This window comes from Acidimangrovimonas sediminis (genome assembly GCF_002871005.1).
GTDB classification, from domain to species: Bacteria; Pseudomonadota; Alphaproteobacteria; order Rhodobacterales; family Rhodobacteraceae; genus Acidimangrovimonas; species Acidimangrovimonas sediminis.
In genome coordinates this window covers 34,881-49,062 of the sequence record NZ_PHSN01000014.1, presented here as the reverse complement: position 1 = coordinate 49,062, position 14,182 = coordinate 34,881, and the positions used below count along the sequence as shown (strand labels likewise).

Here is a 14,182-nt window from a genome sequence, read left to right as displayed (position 1 = left end):
ACCTGCTGGAAATGCCGGCACTCTACGGCCGGCGTTCCTTGCGCGGGGGGCGGAGGCCGGGGGAGTCCTCAGGCGGGGGTCGGCACGCCGAGCAGGGCGGGGATCTCGGTCAGGGCGCGCAGCGCATAATCCGCGTCATTCGTCTGCGCGGCCTCGGGGCCCACCAGCGCGACGCGGAGCCCGGCGGCGCGGGCGGAGCGCAGGCCGGTCAGGCTGTCTTCCACCGCAAGCACCGCCTCCGGCGGAAGGGCCAGGCGGTCGGCGGCCATGCGGTAGGGCAGGGGGTCGGGCTTGCCCGCGGCCACGTCGTCGAGGCTGAGCGATCCGGACAGAAGCCCCGTCACACCCAGGCTCCTGAGGTTGATGTCGACCACGGCGCGGACGGAATTCGACACGCAGATCTGCGACACGCCCGCCTGCGCCAGCGCGTGCATCGTCTCGATGGCGCCGGGCATGGGCTGCAGGGTGTCGCTCTGTGCCGCGTAATAGGCGTGCAGCTCTTCCAGCCAGCGGGCCTGTTCGACGGAGGCGGGAAGGCGGTGGCGCAGGCGCGCCCAGACATCGCCGATGTGAACGCCGACAAAGCTTTGATCCTCGGGGTCGATCGTCAGGCCGTAGCGGGCGCAGACGGCCACCAGCGCGCGATGGTGCAGGGGCTCGCTGTCGACCAGCGTGCCGTCGATGTCCCACGCGACCGCGCGCAACGTCATGCGTGGATCCCCTCGAGCCGGGTGTAGAGGTCGCGGAACCGGGCATAGCCCGTGTCGTAGACCTGACGGTTGGCGGCGGTCGGCGCGATCGGGGGGTCGCGGCGCGTCAGGGCGCTGATGCCCTCCCAGGTGGCGGCGCCGCAGCCCACGGCGGCCACCCAGGCCGCGCCGAGGCATGATCCGGGGTGCCCGCCCAGCCGTTGCAGGGGGACGCCCAGGACGTCGGCCACGATGCCCATCCAGACATCGCTGTTCGCTCCGCCGTCCGAGACGAAGAACCGTGTGGTCTGATAGCCGATGTCGTTGAACGTCTCGATGTGATGGCGGATCGCGTAGGCATAGGCCTCGAGCACGGCGCGCCAGATGTGCCCCAGGTCGTGCGACAGCGTCAGCCCCTCGAAGGCGCCGCGCGCCGCCGGATCGTGCAGCGGCGTCTTCTCGCCCAGAAGGTAGGGCAGGAAGGTCAGGCCCATCGCGCCCGCGGGCCGCGCCGCGGCCATCGCATCCAGCGCCGCGTGGCGCGATCCGTTCAGGGGCTCGACCCCGGTGGCGAGGGTGTCGACGAACCAGTTGAGCACCGAGCCCCCGGTCGACATGCAGCCGTTCGGCATCCACATCCCCGGGATCAGGTGATAGTCGAGAAACAGCCGCCCGTCCGGGATCGCCTTGTCCGTGGCGGTCAGGATATCGACGGCGCCGCCGAATTTCAGCAGCACGTCGCCGTTCGCCACGACCCCCGCCCCAAGGCAAGAGGCGATCATGTCCGCGGCCCCGCCGAACACCGGCGTGCCCACCGCAAGGCCGGTCTCGGCGGCGGCAGCGTCGGTGACGTGGCCCATCACCTCGGACGAGGGGGCAAGCGGCGGCAGAAGCGCCGGGTCGATGCCGGTGCGGGCGGCCTGATCCGGGTCGATCCGGTTGCTGGCGACGTTGACGATGCCCGCCTCCAGCGCCCAGTTCTGTTCCACCCGGGCAACGCCGGTCAGCCGGTAGTTGATGTAGTCATAGGACCCCAGCAGGGTGCGGGCCCTTGCCACCACCTCGGGCTCATGCCGGGCAAGCCAGCGCATCTTGGCGCCGACCAGTTGCTGGTTCACGCCGTTGCCGGCGCTGGCCAGGAACGCGTCTTCGTCCAGCTCGGCCCGCATCTGCGTGACCTCGGCCCCGGCGCGCCCGTCGCTTTGCTGGATCGAGCGGCGCAACGGCTTGCCGTCTTCATCCAGCAGGATCGTCGCGGGCAGCATGCCGGCCACGGCGATGCCCGCGATCTCCGACGCTTCGCGCCCCGCGCTCGCCAAGAGTTCGGGGATGATCGCGCAGCAATTGGCCCACCATTGATCGGGGTCTTCCTCGGCCCAGCCGGGGTGCGCGGAATGCAGGGTCACCGGGCGCTGCGCCTTGGCGAGGATCCGGTCGGGCAGTTCGATCAGAAGGCCGATCGTCGAAGTGGTCCCGATGTCGAGACCCAGATAGAGAGCCATGGAATATCCTGTAAATGTCAGGCGACGAGGATCGAGACGCCCGCGTCATCGAGGGCCTGAGTCAGTTCAGGCGGCGGGGTGGCATCGGTCACCAGCACCGAGATGCGCTTGAGGTCGGCGACCCGGACGGTCGACATGCGGCGGAACTTGGAACTGTCGAGCAGCAGGATCCGGCGCGCGGCGCGCTGGATGTAGACCGTCTTCATCGCGGCTTCCTCGGGGGAATAGTCGAAAAGGCCATCCGCCGTCAGCCCCGAGGCGCCGATCACCGAGGCGTCGAAATAGTAGCGCGAGAAATCCTCGATCGCGCCCGGCCCGGTCACCGACATCTCGCCGGGTTGGATCAGGCCGCCGGGCACGTAGGTCTGCACCGTGGCGGCGGCGGTCAGCTGGGCCACCCGCAGGCTGTTGGTAAAGATCCGCATGCCCGCCGGCGGCTCGGCGGAGAGGAGCGCCCGCGCGGCGGCCAGCACGGTGGTGCCCAGATCGAAGGCGACGGTCTGGCATTCTGCCACCAATCCGGCGGCGGCCTGCGCGATGCGCGCCTTGGCGTCGCTGTTCAGGCGGCGCCGGGCCTCGAACAGCGGCTCGACATCGTCGATCACGGTCAGCGGCCCGTGTTGCAGGCTGACGGCGCCGCCATGCACGCGCTCCAGCAGGCCCTGCGCCTCCAGCTCGGCCAGATCGCGCCGCACGGTCATGTCGGAGACCCCGAATTCCTCCGCGATCTCCGCGACCGAGACGGACCCGCCCTGGTTGAGCCGGGCAAGGATGGCGGTCAGCCGGGCCTGCGCGGGTGTCCGCCCACGCCGCGCCTGCGGCGCCTCGGTCGTCGTCTCAGTCATCTTGAACCGGCCCTTGCTACGGAATACTGCTTCGATCAAACCAGAACATCACCTCGGTTTCAACTGAACATTTCAAAACATAACTCTTGTGCGTTTTCCAAAACCGTGTTTGATTTTGATCAATCTGGGAGTAATTGCACATGAATGAACACGACCTTGCGCTTCAGCAGCATCCGGGCCTTCAGGGCAAGTCCGCCTTCGTGACCGGCGCAGCCGGTGGAATCGGCTGGGCGATCGCGCGGGCGCTGGCAGCGCAGGGCGTGACGGTGACGGTTGCCGATCTGGATCTGTCTGCGGCCCGGACGGCGGCAGAAAAGCTGGGGCAGGGGCATCACGCGGTGCAGGTAGACGTGCGCGACCGCGCCTCGGTCGAGGCGGCCTTTGCCGAAGCCGCGGCGCGGGGCGACGGGGTCGACATCTGCATCGCGAACGCCGGGGTGTCGAGCATGCGGCGCGCCGTCGATCTGACCGATGACGACTGGGCGTTCAACATGGACGTCAACGCGCGCGGCGTGTTCCTGACCAACCAGATCGCGTCGCGGCACTTTCTTGCGCGCGGTGCGGGCACCATCGTCAACACCGCCTCGCTGGCGGCCAAGGTGGGGGCGCCGCTGCTGGCGCATTATTCCGCCAGCAAGTTCGCCGTCGTGGGCTGGACCCAGGGCCTTGCGCGGGAACTGGCGCCCGCAGGCATCCGCGTCAACGCGGTCTGCCCCGGCTTCGTGCGCACCTCGATGCAGGAGCGCGAGATCGCGTGGGAGGCCGAGCTACGCGGCATGACCCCCGACGCGGTGACGCAGGATTACATCTCGCAGACCCCGCTGGGCCGGATCGAGACGCCCGAGGACGTGGCCGGCGTGGTCATCTTCCTGTGCTCGGACGCCGCGCGCTTCATGACCGGGCAGGCGATCAACGTGACCGGCGGCGTCTACATGACCTGACACCGGGCCGCGCCCGCCCGGAAACGGCCCCCAGCCACATCCCTTTTCTTGCGACGGATACGACCCGTGCCAGCTATCAAGCTCAACAACATCAGCCGCGACTACGGTCTGGGCATCTTCGGCGTGCAGGACGTCAGCCTCGATATCGAGGAGGGGGAGTTCATGGTCCTCCTCGGCCCGTCCGGATGCGGCAAGTCGACGACATTGAGGATGATCGCGGGGCTGGAGGAAACCACCAGCGGTGAGATCAGCATCGCGGGTCGCGACGTCACCCGGCTGGCGCCGCGGGCGCGCAACGTCGCCGTGGTGTTCCAGTCCTACGCCCTTTATCCCCACATGAGCGTGCGCGAGAACATGCGGTTCGGCATGAAGATGCGCAAGACGCCGCGGGCCGAGCAGGAGGCGCGCATCGCGCAGGCGGCAGAGGTTCTGGGCTTGCAGGCCTATCTCGACCGCAAGCCCTCGGCCCTGTCGGGCGGGCAGCGCCAGCGGGTCGCGCTGGGGCGGGCGATCGTGCGCGAGCCCGACGTGTTCCTGATGGACGAGCCGCTGTCGAACCTCGACGCCAAGCTGCGCGGCGAGATGCGTCAGGAACTGGTCAAGCTGCACCGCCGCGTGGGCAAGACCACTGTCTTCGTCACGCATGACCATGTCGAGGCGATGACCATGGGCGACCGGATCTGCATCATGCGCAACGGCCGGATCGAGCAGGTGGGGCCGCCGCTGGAGGTCTACGCCCGGCCGCGCAACACCTTCGTCGCGCAATTCCTGGCCTCGCCCGCGATGAACCTGATCCCGGCGGAACTGACTGCTTCGGACGGGGGCATCGCGCTCGGGGCCGGTCCGATCGCCGGGCCGTTGCCCGCGCGCGAGGCCGCGGCCTATCGGGCCGGCGTGGGGCGGGCGCTGCAGTTCGGCCTGCGCGCCGAGGATATCGCCACCGAGGCGAAGCCCGGCACCCTTCCGTTCGAGGGCAGCGTGACCGCGGTGGAGGCGCTCGGCAACGAGAACCTGATCGCGGTGGAGAGCGGCGGGCACCGCATCGCCGCGCGGGTCGACCGGCATTTCCTGCCCAAGCTGGGCGAGACCGTCACGCTGCATGCCGATCTGGCGCACATGCACCTGTTCGATGCCGCCGATGGCGAAGCGCTGGTGCGGGAGGCCTGACGATGCTGCGCAAGGTCGTCTCCCATGTCGGATTGATCCTGGCGGTGGTGATTGTGCTGTTCCCGATCCTGTGGGTGCTGCGCACGTCGCTGGTGCCGGCGCATGACAGCTACAGCACGGCGATCCTGCCCGCGGTGACGCTGGACAATTACCGTGCGCTGTTCGCCGACAAGGATTTCGGCCGGAACTACCTGAATTCGCTGATCGTCGCCGGGCTGTCGGTGGTGCTGACGATGCCGTTGGCCGCGATGACGGGCTATGCCTTCGCGCGCTTTCGCACCGGTGGCCGGATCGCGCGCTTTGCCACGCTGGCCAGTCAGATGCTGCCGCCGGTCGCGCTGGCGCTGCCCACCTTCATGCTGTTCCGGACGCTGGGGCTGACCAATTCTCTCTTGGGGCTGACCATCGTCTATGCGGCCATCAACCTGCCGTTCCTGATCTGGATCCTGATGGGGTTCTTCGAGTCGATCCCCGAGGATCTGGAAGGCGCCGCGATGACCGACGGCGCGACCCGCTGGGGCGCCTTCTGGCGCGTCGTCCTGCCGGTGGCCGCGCCGGGGATCATGGCGGCCGCGGTGCTGGGCTTCATCCTGTCGTGGAACGAATTCCTGTTCGCGCTGATCCTCAACGGATCGAGCACGGCGACGGTGCCGGTCGCGCTGGCCAGCCTTCAGACCTCGAACGGGGTGCAGATCTCGAACGTCGCGGCGGGCGTCTCGCTGGCGATCCTGCCGCTGATGATCGCGGCCAAGTTCATTCAGAAATACCTGGTCGAGGGGCTCTCCTTCGGATCGGTGAAATAACAAAAAAGCAGAGCAGCGAAACCCAACAGACGAGGATGTAAGCGATGAAGAAGATGATCACGGCACTGACCCTTGGCGCGGCCGCGTCCCTGTGGGGCGGTGCGGCGCTGGCCGACGGCGTCACCCTGCACGCGTTGATGGAGGACGTGCCCGAGACGGCCATCATCGAGAAGATGCTGCCCGAGTTCGAGAAGCAGACCGGCATCAAGGTGGAGTTCGAAAAGGTCGGCTACGGCGACATGCACGACAAGCTGGTCCCCCAGCTGGTCAGCGGCAAGAGCTATTACAACCTGCTCGAGGTCGATTTCCTCTGGGCCGGGGAGTTCCCCGCCGCGGGCTGGCTGGAGGATCTGAAGCCCTACGCCAAGAAGAGCGGCTTCGACACCTCGGTCTTCATCCCCTCGACGATGAAGCTCTTGGGCGACACCGACGCCTCGATGCCGCTGATCCCGATGTACAACTACTCCATGGGCCTGATCTACCGCACCGACTTGTTGCAGGATCCGAAACTGAAGGCGACCTACAAGAAGGAGACGGGGCAGGAGCTGGCGGTGCCCAAGACGCTGGCCGATTACGTCAAGGTCGCCAAGTTCATGAAGGCCGAGGGCAAGGTTGCCGGCGCTGCGATGCAGGGCCAGAAGGGCGACCCCAACGCGATGGAATTCTCGAACTACCTGTTTTCCGCCGGCGGCGCCTACCTCGACGGCAAGAACAAGGTGGTGCTGAATTCCGACGCCGGAAAGACCGCGCTGACGCTTTACAAGGATGCGATCACCCATGCCGCGCAGACCGGCGCGCTGTCGGCCACGCTGGACGACACGATGCGGCTGATGTGCTCGGGCAAGGCGTTCAGCATGGTCACCTACTGGTGGATGCTGCCGCAGATCGACAACGCCAAGAGCTGCCCGTCGGTGGCGGGCAAGGTCGCGCTGTCGGTGATGCCCGGCGGGCATGGCGAAAGCGGCGGCTGGGGCTGGGGCATTCCCAAGAACATCCCCCAGGACGAGAAGGACGCCGCCTGGAAGTTCATCACCTGGGTGCAAAGCAAGGATGTGGCCGTGGCCCGCGCGATGGAAGGGCATGCCCCGGTGCGCGCCGATGTCTACGAGGACCCGGCCGTGCTGAAGAAATATCCGTTCTACAAGCAGGCGATGAAGGTGGTGGAAAGCGGCAAGTCCTTCCCGATCTTCACCTATTCCGCGCAGTACGAGGACACGCTGGGCACCCAGCTGTCGCTGGCCGCCAGCGGCGAGAAGCCGGTGCCTGACGCGCTCTCCGCCGCGGCCGATGGCCTGACCGGGCTGATGAACAAGTAATCCCACGCACGCCCCGGGGGCGGTGCCGCCGCATCGCCCCCGGTCTTCCGACCCGATCCCGTTCCGACCAGCCGAAAGACCGCCCCGATGAGCACCAGAATGGCACATTCCGCCCGCGCGGGCTGGGCATTTGCCGCCCCCGGCCTGACGATGCTTGCCATCGTGATGGGGTTGCCGGTGCTCTATGCGCTGGCGATGGCGCTGTCGTCGATGACGCTGCTGCGCCCGGCGCTGCACATCACCGGGGTGGGGAACTTCCTCCAGATCATGTCCGAGCCGCTGTTCTGGAGCTCGCTCGGCCTGACGCTGCGCTATGCCCTGGGCGCCGTGGTCGGCGAATTCCTCGTGGGTCTCGCGATCGCGCTGATGCTGCGCCAGGTGGTGGCGCTGCGCGGCCTCTACTTCGCGGTGCTGACGCTGCCGATGGCGATGGCGCCGGTCGCGGTGGCGCTGATCTGGCGCATGCTGCTGCAACCGAACCTCGGCATCGTCAACCAGACGCTCACGTCGCTGGGCCTGCCGGCGGTCGACTGGCTCGGCGATCCCCATCTTGCGCTGAAGACGATGATCTTCATCGACATCTGGCAGCAGACCTCCTTCGTCGTGCTGCTCTTGTCCGCCGGTCTCGCCTCGCTGCCGCGCGAGCCTTATGAGGCGGCCGAGGTCGACGGGGCGGGCCCGCTGCAACAGTTCTGGTACATCACCCTGCCGCTCTTGCGCCCGGTCGCGATGATCGCGGTGGTGATCCAGCTGATCAACGAATTCCGCACCTATGACCTGGTCTACATCCTGACCCGGGGCGGCCCCGGCGTCTCGACCGAGCTCCTGTCGTATTTCGCCTATCAGCGCGCCTTCAAGGGCCTGGCGCTGAACGAGGGCAGCGCCGCGGCCTTCATCCTGCTTCTGATCGTGCTTCTCATCACGGTGGTCTTCTTCTTCCTGCTCGAACGCAGGAAGAGCTGAGGCCGCCCCGACACCCATTCCATTCCCATCGACCCCCCGCACCCGCCGGGGACAAAGGAGAGACAAACCATGAAATTCGCCTCGCTTTTCCCGGGGATCAAGCCTGTCATCGCGATGGTTCACCTGAACCCCATGCCCGGCACCCCGCTGTATGATGCCGATGCCGGTGTCGAAGGGATCTACCAGGCCGCGCTGAAGGATCTGGATGCGCTGCAGGCCGCCGGTGTCGACGCGGTGATGTTCGGCAACGAGAACGACCGTCCCTATGAGCTGGAGGTCAACGTGGCCACCACCGCGGCGATGGCCCATGTCATCGGGCGGCTGCGCGACCGGATCGAGAAACCCTTCGGTGTCAACGTGCTGTGGGATCCGGATGCGACCGTGGCACTGGCTGCGGCGACCGGCGCCGCCTTCGTGCGCGAGATCTTCACCGGCACCTATGCCTCGGACATGGGGCCGTGGACCCCGAACGCGGGCCGCGCGATGCGCGAGGCACGCCGCCTCGATCGCAAGGATCTGGTGATCCTCAACAACGTCTCGGCCGAGTTCGCGCATTCGCTCGATGCCCGCCCGCTGCCCGACCGGGCGCGTTCGGCGGTGTTCTCGTCGATCCCCGACGCGGTGCTGGTCTCGGGCGCGATCACCGGCGAGGCCGCGCGGATGACGGATCTCGAGGCGGTGAAGAAGTCGCTGCCGGACACGCCCGTGCTGGCCAACACCGGGGTCAAGCACGCCACCGTCGCCGACGTGCTGAAGATCGCGGACGGTTGCATCGTGGGCTCCTCGCTCAAGGTGGACGGCCACACCTGGAACGCGGTCGATCCGGACCGCGCGCGCATGTTCATGGATGTGGTGCGGGCGGAGCGGGCCTGAGGCCGGCCCTTCCTGTGTGATGCTTCCCGGGATGGGCATCGGCTGAGCGCGGATCCGGTCGTGCCTCTCGGTGCGCTGGCGGATCCGCCGCCGCGCGGTCTCTCCGGCGCGACGAGAGCGTCGCGGGATAATTCTGGCGGTAGAGCAGGGCGCAGGCAGGTTCGCTTGCCTGCGCCCTTCCCTATCCGGCCGGTGCAGCCGCCAGCGCTGCCTCGGCCTCGGCCCCGGTCCAGCGTGCCGAGGCCCCGCCGGGGGCCTCCGGCCACGTCGCTATAGCCCGATCTTATGGTGGGCACCCCCGTTTCTATTGGCGCAGCGGAGCGGGGTGGTGAAGTCTCCCCTCCACATTCGGCGCGGGCCGCGGCCCGGACCGGTCAGGGAGAGGAGACACCCATGTTCGCACGAAAGATCATCGCCGCGGCGGTGCTGGGCACCGTGATGGCGACCGGCGGCGCAGCCAGCGCCAAGGAACTCAGCTTCGCCAACTTCATGCCGTCCAACCACCCTTATGTCGGCAGCACCTTCCAGCCCTTCGCCGACCAGGTCAGCAAGCTTACCGACGGCAAGGTCACCGTGAAGCTTTACAACGGGGGCGAGCTGGGCGCAGGTCCGGTGCAGCAGTACAACCGCGTCGTCGACGGCGTCGCCGATCTCGCCGTGAGCCTGCCCGGCTATACGGCCTCTCAATTCCCGCTGACGCTGCTGTCGGAACTTCCGGGTGTCCTTGAGGAAAAGACCGGGACAGAGGACATCTACAAGAACCTCGGGCTGTTCAAGCACGATTATCGCCGTGTCCACCTGGTTGCGCTGTGGTCGAGTGCCGAGAACGTTCTTTTCACCCGCGACAAGGCCGTACGTTCGCCGGCCGACCTGAAGGGCATGAAGATCCGCGTGCCCTCGCGCGCGACCGGGCTTATGGTCGAGGCTTGGGGCGGTTCACCCGTCTCGATGCCGGTGACCCAGATCTACAACGCGATGCAGACCGGCGTGCTGGACGGTGCAATGATCGACGGCACCGGCGTCAACGCCTTCAAGCTCAACGAGGTGTCGAAATACATCACGATGGGGATGAAGACGACGATCTCGCCCTTCTTCATCATCATAAACAGGGATGCCTATGCGGGGCTGACCCCGGATCAGCAGAAGGCGGTGGACGAGGCCGGCAAAGACGCGGCGATGCATGGGCTGGAAAGCCAGTTGAAGGTTGCCGAGGCGGGATTCAGGTCCTTCGCCGCCGAGCCGGGCAAGGAGGTGATCCACCTCACCGCCGACCAGGCCGCGGCCTTCGACAAGCTTTCGGTCCCGGTGACGGAAGAGGTGGTGAAAAAGACCGGCGGCGACGCGCAGAAGATCGTCGACGCGCTGAAAGCCGACCAGTAGGCGGGGGCGCAGGCGATGGAAGGGCCTTTCTGGCTGGGTGCTATCGACCGGGCGAACCGCCTGCTGGCCGGGCTGGCCGCGGCGATCCTCGTGGCGCTGGTGGCGATCGTCTTCGCGGGCGTCGTCTCGCGCTACCTCCTCGGCCGGCCGCTTCTGGGCCTCAACGAGGTCGTGCAGCTGACGGCGGTGGCCCTGGTGATGCTGGGGTTGCCACATTGCACCGGGTCGGGCGGGCATGTCACCGTCGACGTGCTGGATGGTGCGATCGGGCGGATCGGGCGTTTCCTGGGCGATCTGCTGTCGCGCGCCGTCAGCATCCTTGTCCTGTCGGCGCTTGTGCGGCGCGCCATCACCAAGGCGCTGGAGGCGCATGAATTCGGCGACGTGACCAACATGCTGTCGCTGCCGCTCTGGCCCTTCTACGCCGCCATTGCCCTGGGCATGGCGCTCAGCGCGCTCGTGCTTGCCGCACAGCTGGTTGCCATCTTGATGCGGGGACGCGCGGCATGAGCCCGGAAACGATCGGAATACTCGGCATCGTCGCGCTGTTCGCGCTGATGATCCTGCGCACGCCGGTGGCCTTTGCCATGCTCGCGGTGGGGTATGGCGGCATGTATCTGCTGCAGGGGGCGCGGGCGGCCAGCGCAGTCATGGTCACGCAAAGCTATCAGGCGGTATCGAACTACGACCTGATCGTCGTGCCGATGTTCGTCCTTCTGGGCAACGTCGCCTCACAGGCCGGCTTCAGCCGCGCGCTCTACGATGCGGCCTTCGCCTGGGTCGGGCGGTTCCGGGGCGGGCTGGCGTCAAGCTCGGTGCTGGGCTGCGCCGTCTTCTCGGCCGTTTCGGGATCTTCGGTGGCGACCGCGGTCACCATCGGCAAGGTCGCGATCCCCGAGATGAAGCGGCTGGGCTACGGCGACGGCCTGTCGACCGGCGCGATTGCCGCGGGTGGCACGCTCGGCTTCCTGATCCCGCCGTCCACCGGCTTCGTGCTCTACGCGATCCTGACCCAGCAATCGGTGGGGCGGTTGTTCATGGCGGGCATCCTGCCGGGGCTTCTGCTGATGGGCCTGTTCATGGCGACCGTCGCAACGATCGCCACGCTGAACCCCGCGGCGGGTCCGCGCGGCGCGCAGGTGGGCCTGCGCGACCGGATGGTCCTGTTCGGCCGTTCGGCACCGCTGCTGGGCATCATCGCGCTGTCGATCGGCGGGATCTACGCGGGTATCTTCACCCCGGTCGAGGCATCGGCCATCGGCGCGGGGTTGATCATCCTGCTGGCCTTCGCGCTGCGCAGCCTCAGCCTGCGCGGCTTCTCCTCCGCGCTGATCGAGACGGTACGGACCTCGGCCATGCTCTACATGGTGGTGATCGGGGCGGATGTGCTGAACCCCTTCCTCGCGGTGACCCATATCCCCGACGCATTGGGCACGGCGCTGACCGGGGCGGGCCTTGGCCCCTACGGCACGCTCGCCCTCATCATCCTGGGCTATGTCGTCCTGGGGATGTTCCTCGACTCGCTGTCGATGCTGGTGGTGACGATCCCGATCGTCTTCCCGATCATCCAGACCCTCGGCTTCGATCCGATCTGGTTCGGGGTGGTCGCGGTGATCGTGGTCGAGATGGGGCTGATCACGCCGCCCGTCGGGCTGAACGTCTTCGTGGTCAAGGGCGTTGCGCCCGAGGTGCCGATGATGACGATCTTCCGCGGGGTGACGCCGTTCCTGATGTCGATGATCGTGGGCCTGCTGCTGATCATCGCGTTTCCGGCAATCGCCACCTTCATTCCGAACTCGATGTTCGGACATTGACGAAGGGGCCTGTCAGGGGCTGGGCCCTCCGTCGGGCCGCCATCTACCGCGCCATGTCGCAAGATCTCTCTCCCCGTGAGCACGGCGAATTTCGCGGGCGTCTATCGCATGGGCGTCGGTGTTAGGCCCATGATGCCGAGGGGACGCCCGAGTGGGGCGCAGGCGCTCCGCGGGGCGGTCGGCCGGGACGAGGGCGCGTGGCCGGCTGTGCTGTCATCGCCGCGCGCTCACCGGTCCCGGGCCGGGCGCAGCGCCGCGTTCTCGGCCCGGATCCGCCACCACAGCATGGCGGCGTTCAGGGCGCTGAAGACCAGGGCCAGGGGCCACAGGCCGAGCACCAGCGGGGTCACCGCGATCTCGGCGACCACAAGGGCGTAGTTCGGGTGACGCAGGATCCGGTAGGGTCCGCGCCGCACAAGGGGCGCGTCGAGAACGATGATCCGCGTGGTCCAGCGCGCGCCGAGGCTTGCCAGGATCCACACGCGCAAGGCCTGCAGCATCACCCAGAGGGCCAGCCAGCCGGGGTGGAGGGCCGCATCCCGGCCGAACCACGCGAGGCCCAGGATCCACGCCGTGTGCAGCGCGACCATCACCGGGTAATGCCCCGCGCCATGCTCGTGCGCACCCTGCGCCAGAAGGCGGGCGGTGTTGCGCCGGGCGAGGGCAAGCTCGGCCAGGCGTTGCGCCATGACGACCGCCATGAAGATCAGGGCGGCCGGGTTGACCGCGCCGCTCATGCCGCCTGCCGGGCGTTGGTGGCGACCCGGACGGGAAGGAAGGCCGCGCTGAACCCGGGGCCGAGCGCGCAGGCAAGCAGGTGGCCCTCGCAACCGCTGCGCAACACCTCCTCCAGCACGAAGAGAACGGTAGGCGCCGACATGTTGCCGTGATCGCGCAGCACCCGCCGTTCGGCATCGAGGCTGCCCTGATCGAGGTGCAGCACCTGCTCCAGCGCCTCGATCACCCGGGTGCCGCCGGGGTGGCAGACGAAGCGATCCACGCCTGTGCGGCTCAGGCCGGCACGTTCCAGTGCATGCCCGGCGACCGAGGCGAATTCCTGGCCCACGAAATCGGGAATCGAGCGGTCGAAGATCACGCCGAGGCCGGTGTCCTCCACCTCCCACCCCATGATCGGCAGGGTGTCGGGCCAGGTATGCTGGTGCGGCGTGCCCAGCGTGATCGCGGGGCCGTCGGGCGCATCTGTCGACAGGCACAGCGCCGCCGCACCGTCGCCGAAAAGGACGGTCGCCACGATGTCGGCCTTGGTCAGCCGGTCAGTGCGAAACGACAGCGTGCAGGCCTCGACCACCACCATAAGCACCTTTGCCCCGGGCTGCGACAGCGCCATGCGCCGCGCCACGATCGCGCCCGACACGCCGCCCGCGCACCCCAGGCCGAAGAGCGGGACGCGCAGGATGTCGGTGCGGAACCCCACGCGGCGCAGCGCCTGCGCCTCGAGCGTCGGCGTCGCGAGGCCGGTGGAAGAAACGGTGACGACGCAATCCACCTCTTCCGCGTGCCAGCCCGCGCGGGAAAGCGCGGTCTCGGCGGCCGCGGCGAAAAGATCCGTCGCGCCCTCCATGTAGCGGGCGTTGCGGTCGGCCCAGCCATGTGGTTCCTCGAACCAGTCGAGCGGCACGACCGAATGGCGCCGGGCGATCCCCGCGCTTTCGAAGGCGCCGGCGACGCGGTCGAACTGCGGGAAACGGGGCGCGAGCAGACGGCGGGCATTGCGCGCGACCTCTGCCTGATCGAGGATGTTGGGCGGCACCGCGGTGGAAATCGCGTGAAGATGGACGGGCATCTTGTCTCCTTTCGGTCGAGACCTTTGCCTTCGGGGCCCGTGGGGGGAACGCGCCGGAGCGGCCTCGGGTTCAGCCGGGTCTGCG

General features: G+C 67.9%; 14 protein-coding genes. 9 read left to right on the top strand and 5 right to left on the bottom strand.

Annotated features, from left to right (window positions below; all coding sequences use genetic code 11):
- Nucleotides 1–68 precede the first annotated feature (68 nt).
- Genes CVV76_RS13840 through CVV76_RS13830 form a run of 3 tightly spaced genes read right to left on the bottom strand, consistent with a single transcriptional unit; the run spans nucleotide 69 to nucleotide 3,036 of the window.
- A complete protein-coding gene (locus tag CVV76_RS13840) occupies nucleotides 69–710 on the bottom strand; it encodes an HAD family hydrolase (protein ID WP_102225262.1) in 642 nt (213 codons plus the stop codon).
- Entirely contained in the window at nucleotides 707–2,191 is a 1,485-nt protein-coding gene (locus CVV76_RS13835; RefSeq protein ID WP_102225261.1) for an FGGY-family carbohydrate kinase, read from the bottom strand. Before CVV76_RS13835 ends, CVV76_RS13840 begins: the two co-directional genes overlap by 4 nt.
- 17 nt (nucleotides 2,192–2,208) lie before the next feature.
- Entirely contained in the window at nucleotides 2,209–3,036 is an 828-nt protein-coding gene (locus tag CVV76_RS13830) for a DeoR/GlpR family DNA-binding transcription regulator (RefSeq protein ID WP_102225260.1), read from the bottom strand.
- Nucleotides 3,037–3,176: 140 nt separating this feature from the next.
- Between CVV76_RS13830 and CVV76_RS13825 the strand changes: the two genes are divergently transcribed.
- The 9 genes from CVV76_RS13825 (at nucleotide 3,177) to CVV76_RS13785 (ending at nucleotide 12,293) form a co-directional block, all read left to right on the top strand.
- Nucleotides 3,177–3,977 (top strand): SDR family NAD(P)-dependent oxidoreductase, encoded by an 801-nt coding sequence (locus CVV76_RS13825; protein ID WP_102225259.1) that lies wholly within the window; start codon nucleotides 3,177–3,179, stop codon nucleotides 3,975–3,977.
- 66 nt (nucleotides 3,978–4,043) lie between these two features.
- Entirely contained in the window at nucleotides 4,044–5,144 is a 1,101-nt protein-coding gene (locus CVV76_RS13820) for an ABC transporter ATP-binding protein (protein ID WP_102225258.1), read from the top strand.
- Nucleotides 5,145–5,146: 2 nt separating this feature from the next.
- Entirely contained in the window at nucleotides 5,147–5,947 is an 801-nt protein-coding gene (locus CVV76_RS13815) for a carbohydrate ABC transporter permease (RefSeq protein ID WP_102225257.1), read from the top strand.
- A gap of 44 nt (nucleotides 5,948–5,991) precedes the next feature.
- On the top strand, nucleotides 5,992–7,263 hold the full coding sequence (locus CVV76_RS13810) for an extracellular solute-binding protein (RefSeq protein WP_102225256.1): 1,272 nt from the start codon (nucleotides 5,992–5,994) through the stop codon (nucleotides 7,261–7,263).
- Nucleotides 7,264–7,362: 99 nt separating this feature from the next.
- Nucleotides 7,363–8,226 carry a carbohydrate ABC transporter permease gene (locus tag CVV76_RS13805; protein ID WP_199178604.1) on the top strand — a complete coding sequence of 288 codons (864 nt, stop codon included), beginning with the start codon at nucleotides 7,363–7,365 and terminating at the stop codon, nucleotides 8,224–8,226.
- 69 nt (nucleotides 8,227–8,295) lie between these two features.
- The gene (locus CVV76_RS13800; protein WP_102225254.1) at nucleotides 8,296–9,099 is read left to right on the top strand and encodes a BtpA/SgcQ family protein; all 804 of its coding nucleotides are present in this window, start codon (nucleotides 8,296–8,298) and stop codon (nucleotides 9,097–9,099) included.
- A 393-nt stretch (nucleotides 9,100–9,492) separates the two neighbouring features.
- Complete coding sequence (locus tag CVV76_RS13795; RefSeq protein WP_102225253.1) at nucleotides 9,493–10,479, top strand: TRAP transporter substrate-binding protein; 987 nt, start codon at nucleotides 9,493–9,495, stop codon at nucleotides 10,477–10,479.
- Nucleotides 10,480–10,494: 15 nt separating this feature from the next.
- Nucleotides 10,495–10,989, top strand: a complete 495-nt coding sequence (locus tag CVV76_RS13790) for a TRAP transporter small permease (RefSeq protein ID WP_102225252.1) — start codon at nucleotides 10,495–10,497, stop codon at nucleotides 10,987–10,989.
- A complete protein-coding gene (locus tag CVV76_RS13785) occupies nucleotides 10,986–12,293 on the top strand; it encodes a TRAP transporter large permease (RefSeq protein ID WP_102225251.1) in 1,308 nt (435 codons plus the stop codon). The genes CVV76_RS13790 and CVV76_RS13785 overlap by 4 nt, the downstream gene beginning before the upstream one ends.
- A gap of 227 nt (nucleotides 12,294–12,520) precedes the next feature.
- On the opposite strand, the gene CVV76_RS13780 is transcribed toward CVV76_RS13785, so the two are convergent.
- Complete coding sequence (locus tag CVV76_RS13780; RefSeq protein WP_102225250.1) at nucleotides 12,521–13,030, bottom strand: isoprenylcysteine carboxyl methyltransferase family protein; 510 nt, start codon at nucleotides 13,028–13,030, stop codon at nucleotides 12,521–12,523.
- A complete protein-coding gene (locus tag CVV76_RS13775; RefSeq protein WP_102225249.1) occupies nucleotides 13,027–14,097 on the bottom strand; it encodes a type III polyketide synthase in 1,071 nt (356 codons plus the stop codon). Before CVV76_RS13775 ends, CVV76_RS13780 begins: the two co-directional genes overlap by 4 nt.
- Nucleotides 14,098–14,182: the final 85 nt, after the last annotated feature.

Coding starts and splice junctions, on each gene's coding strand:
- CVV76_RS13835 (WP_102225261.1), bottom strand. CDS start 2,191: ATGGCTCTCTATCTGGGTCTCGACATCGGGACCACTTCGACGATCGGC.
- CVV76_RS13795 (WP_102225253.1), top strand. CDS start 9,493: ATGTTCGCACGAAAGATCATCGCCGCGGCGGTGCTGGGCACCGTGATG.
- CVV76_RS13825 (WP_102225259.1), top strand. CDS start 3,177: ATGAATGAACACGACCTTGCGCTTCAGCAGCATCCGGGCCTTCAGGGC.
- CVV76_RS13815 (WP_102225257.1), top strand. CDS start 5,147: ATGCTGCGCAAGGTCGTCTCCCATGTCGGATTGATCCTGGCGGTGGTG.
- CVV76_RS13810 (WP_102225256.1), top strand. CDS start 5,992: ATGAAGAAGATGATCACGGCACTGACCCTTGGCGCGGCCGCGTCCCTG.
- CVV76_RS13840 (WP_102225262.1), bottom strand. CDS start 710: ATGACGTTGCGCGCGGTCGCGTGGGACATCGACGGCACGCTGGTCGAC.
- CVV76_RS13805 (WP_199178604.1), top strand. CDS start 7,363: ATGGCACATTCCGCCCGCGCGGGCTGGGCATTTGCCGCCCCCGGCCTG.
- CVV76_RS13780 (WP_102225250.1), bottom strand. CDS start 13,030: ATGAGCGGCGCGGTCAACCCGGCCGCCCTGATCTTCATGGCGGTCGTC.
- CVV76_RS13790 (WP_102225252.1), top strand. CDS start 10,495: ATGGAAGGGCCTTTCTGGCTGGGTGCTATCGACCGGGCGAACCGCCTG.
- CVV76_RS13800 (WP_102225254.1), top strand. CDS start 8,296: ATGAAATTCGCCTCGCTTTTCCCGGGGATCAAGCCTGTCATCGCGATG.
- CVV76_RS13785 (WP_102225251.1), top strand. CDS start 10,986: ATGAGCCCGGAAACGATCGGAATACTCGGCATCGTCGCGCTGTTCGCG.
- CVV76_RS13830 (WP_102225260.1), bottom strand. CDS start 3,036: ATGACTGAGACGACGACCGAGGCGCCGCAGGCGCGGCGTGGGCGGACA.
- CVV76_RS13775 (WP_102225249.1), bottom strand. CDS start 14,097: ATGCCCGTCCATCTTCACGCGATTTCCACCGCGGTGCCGCCCAACATC.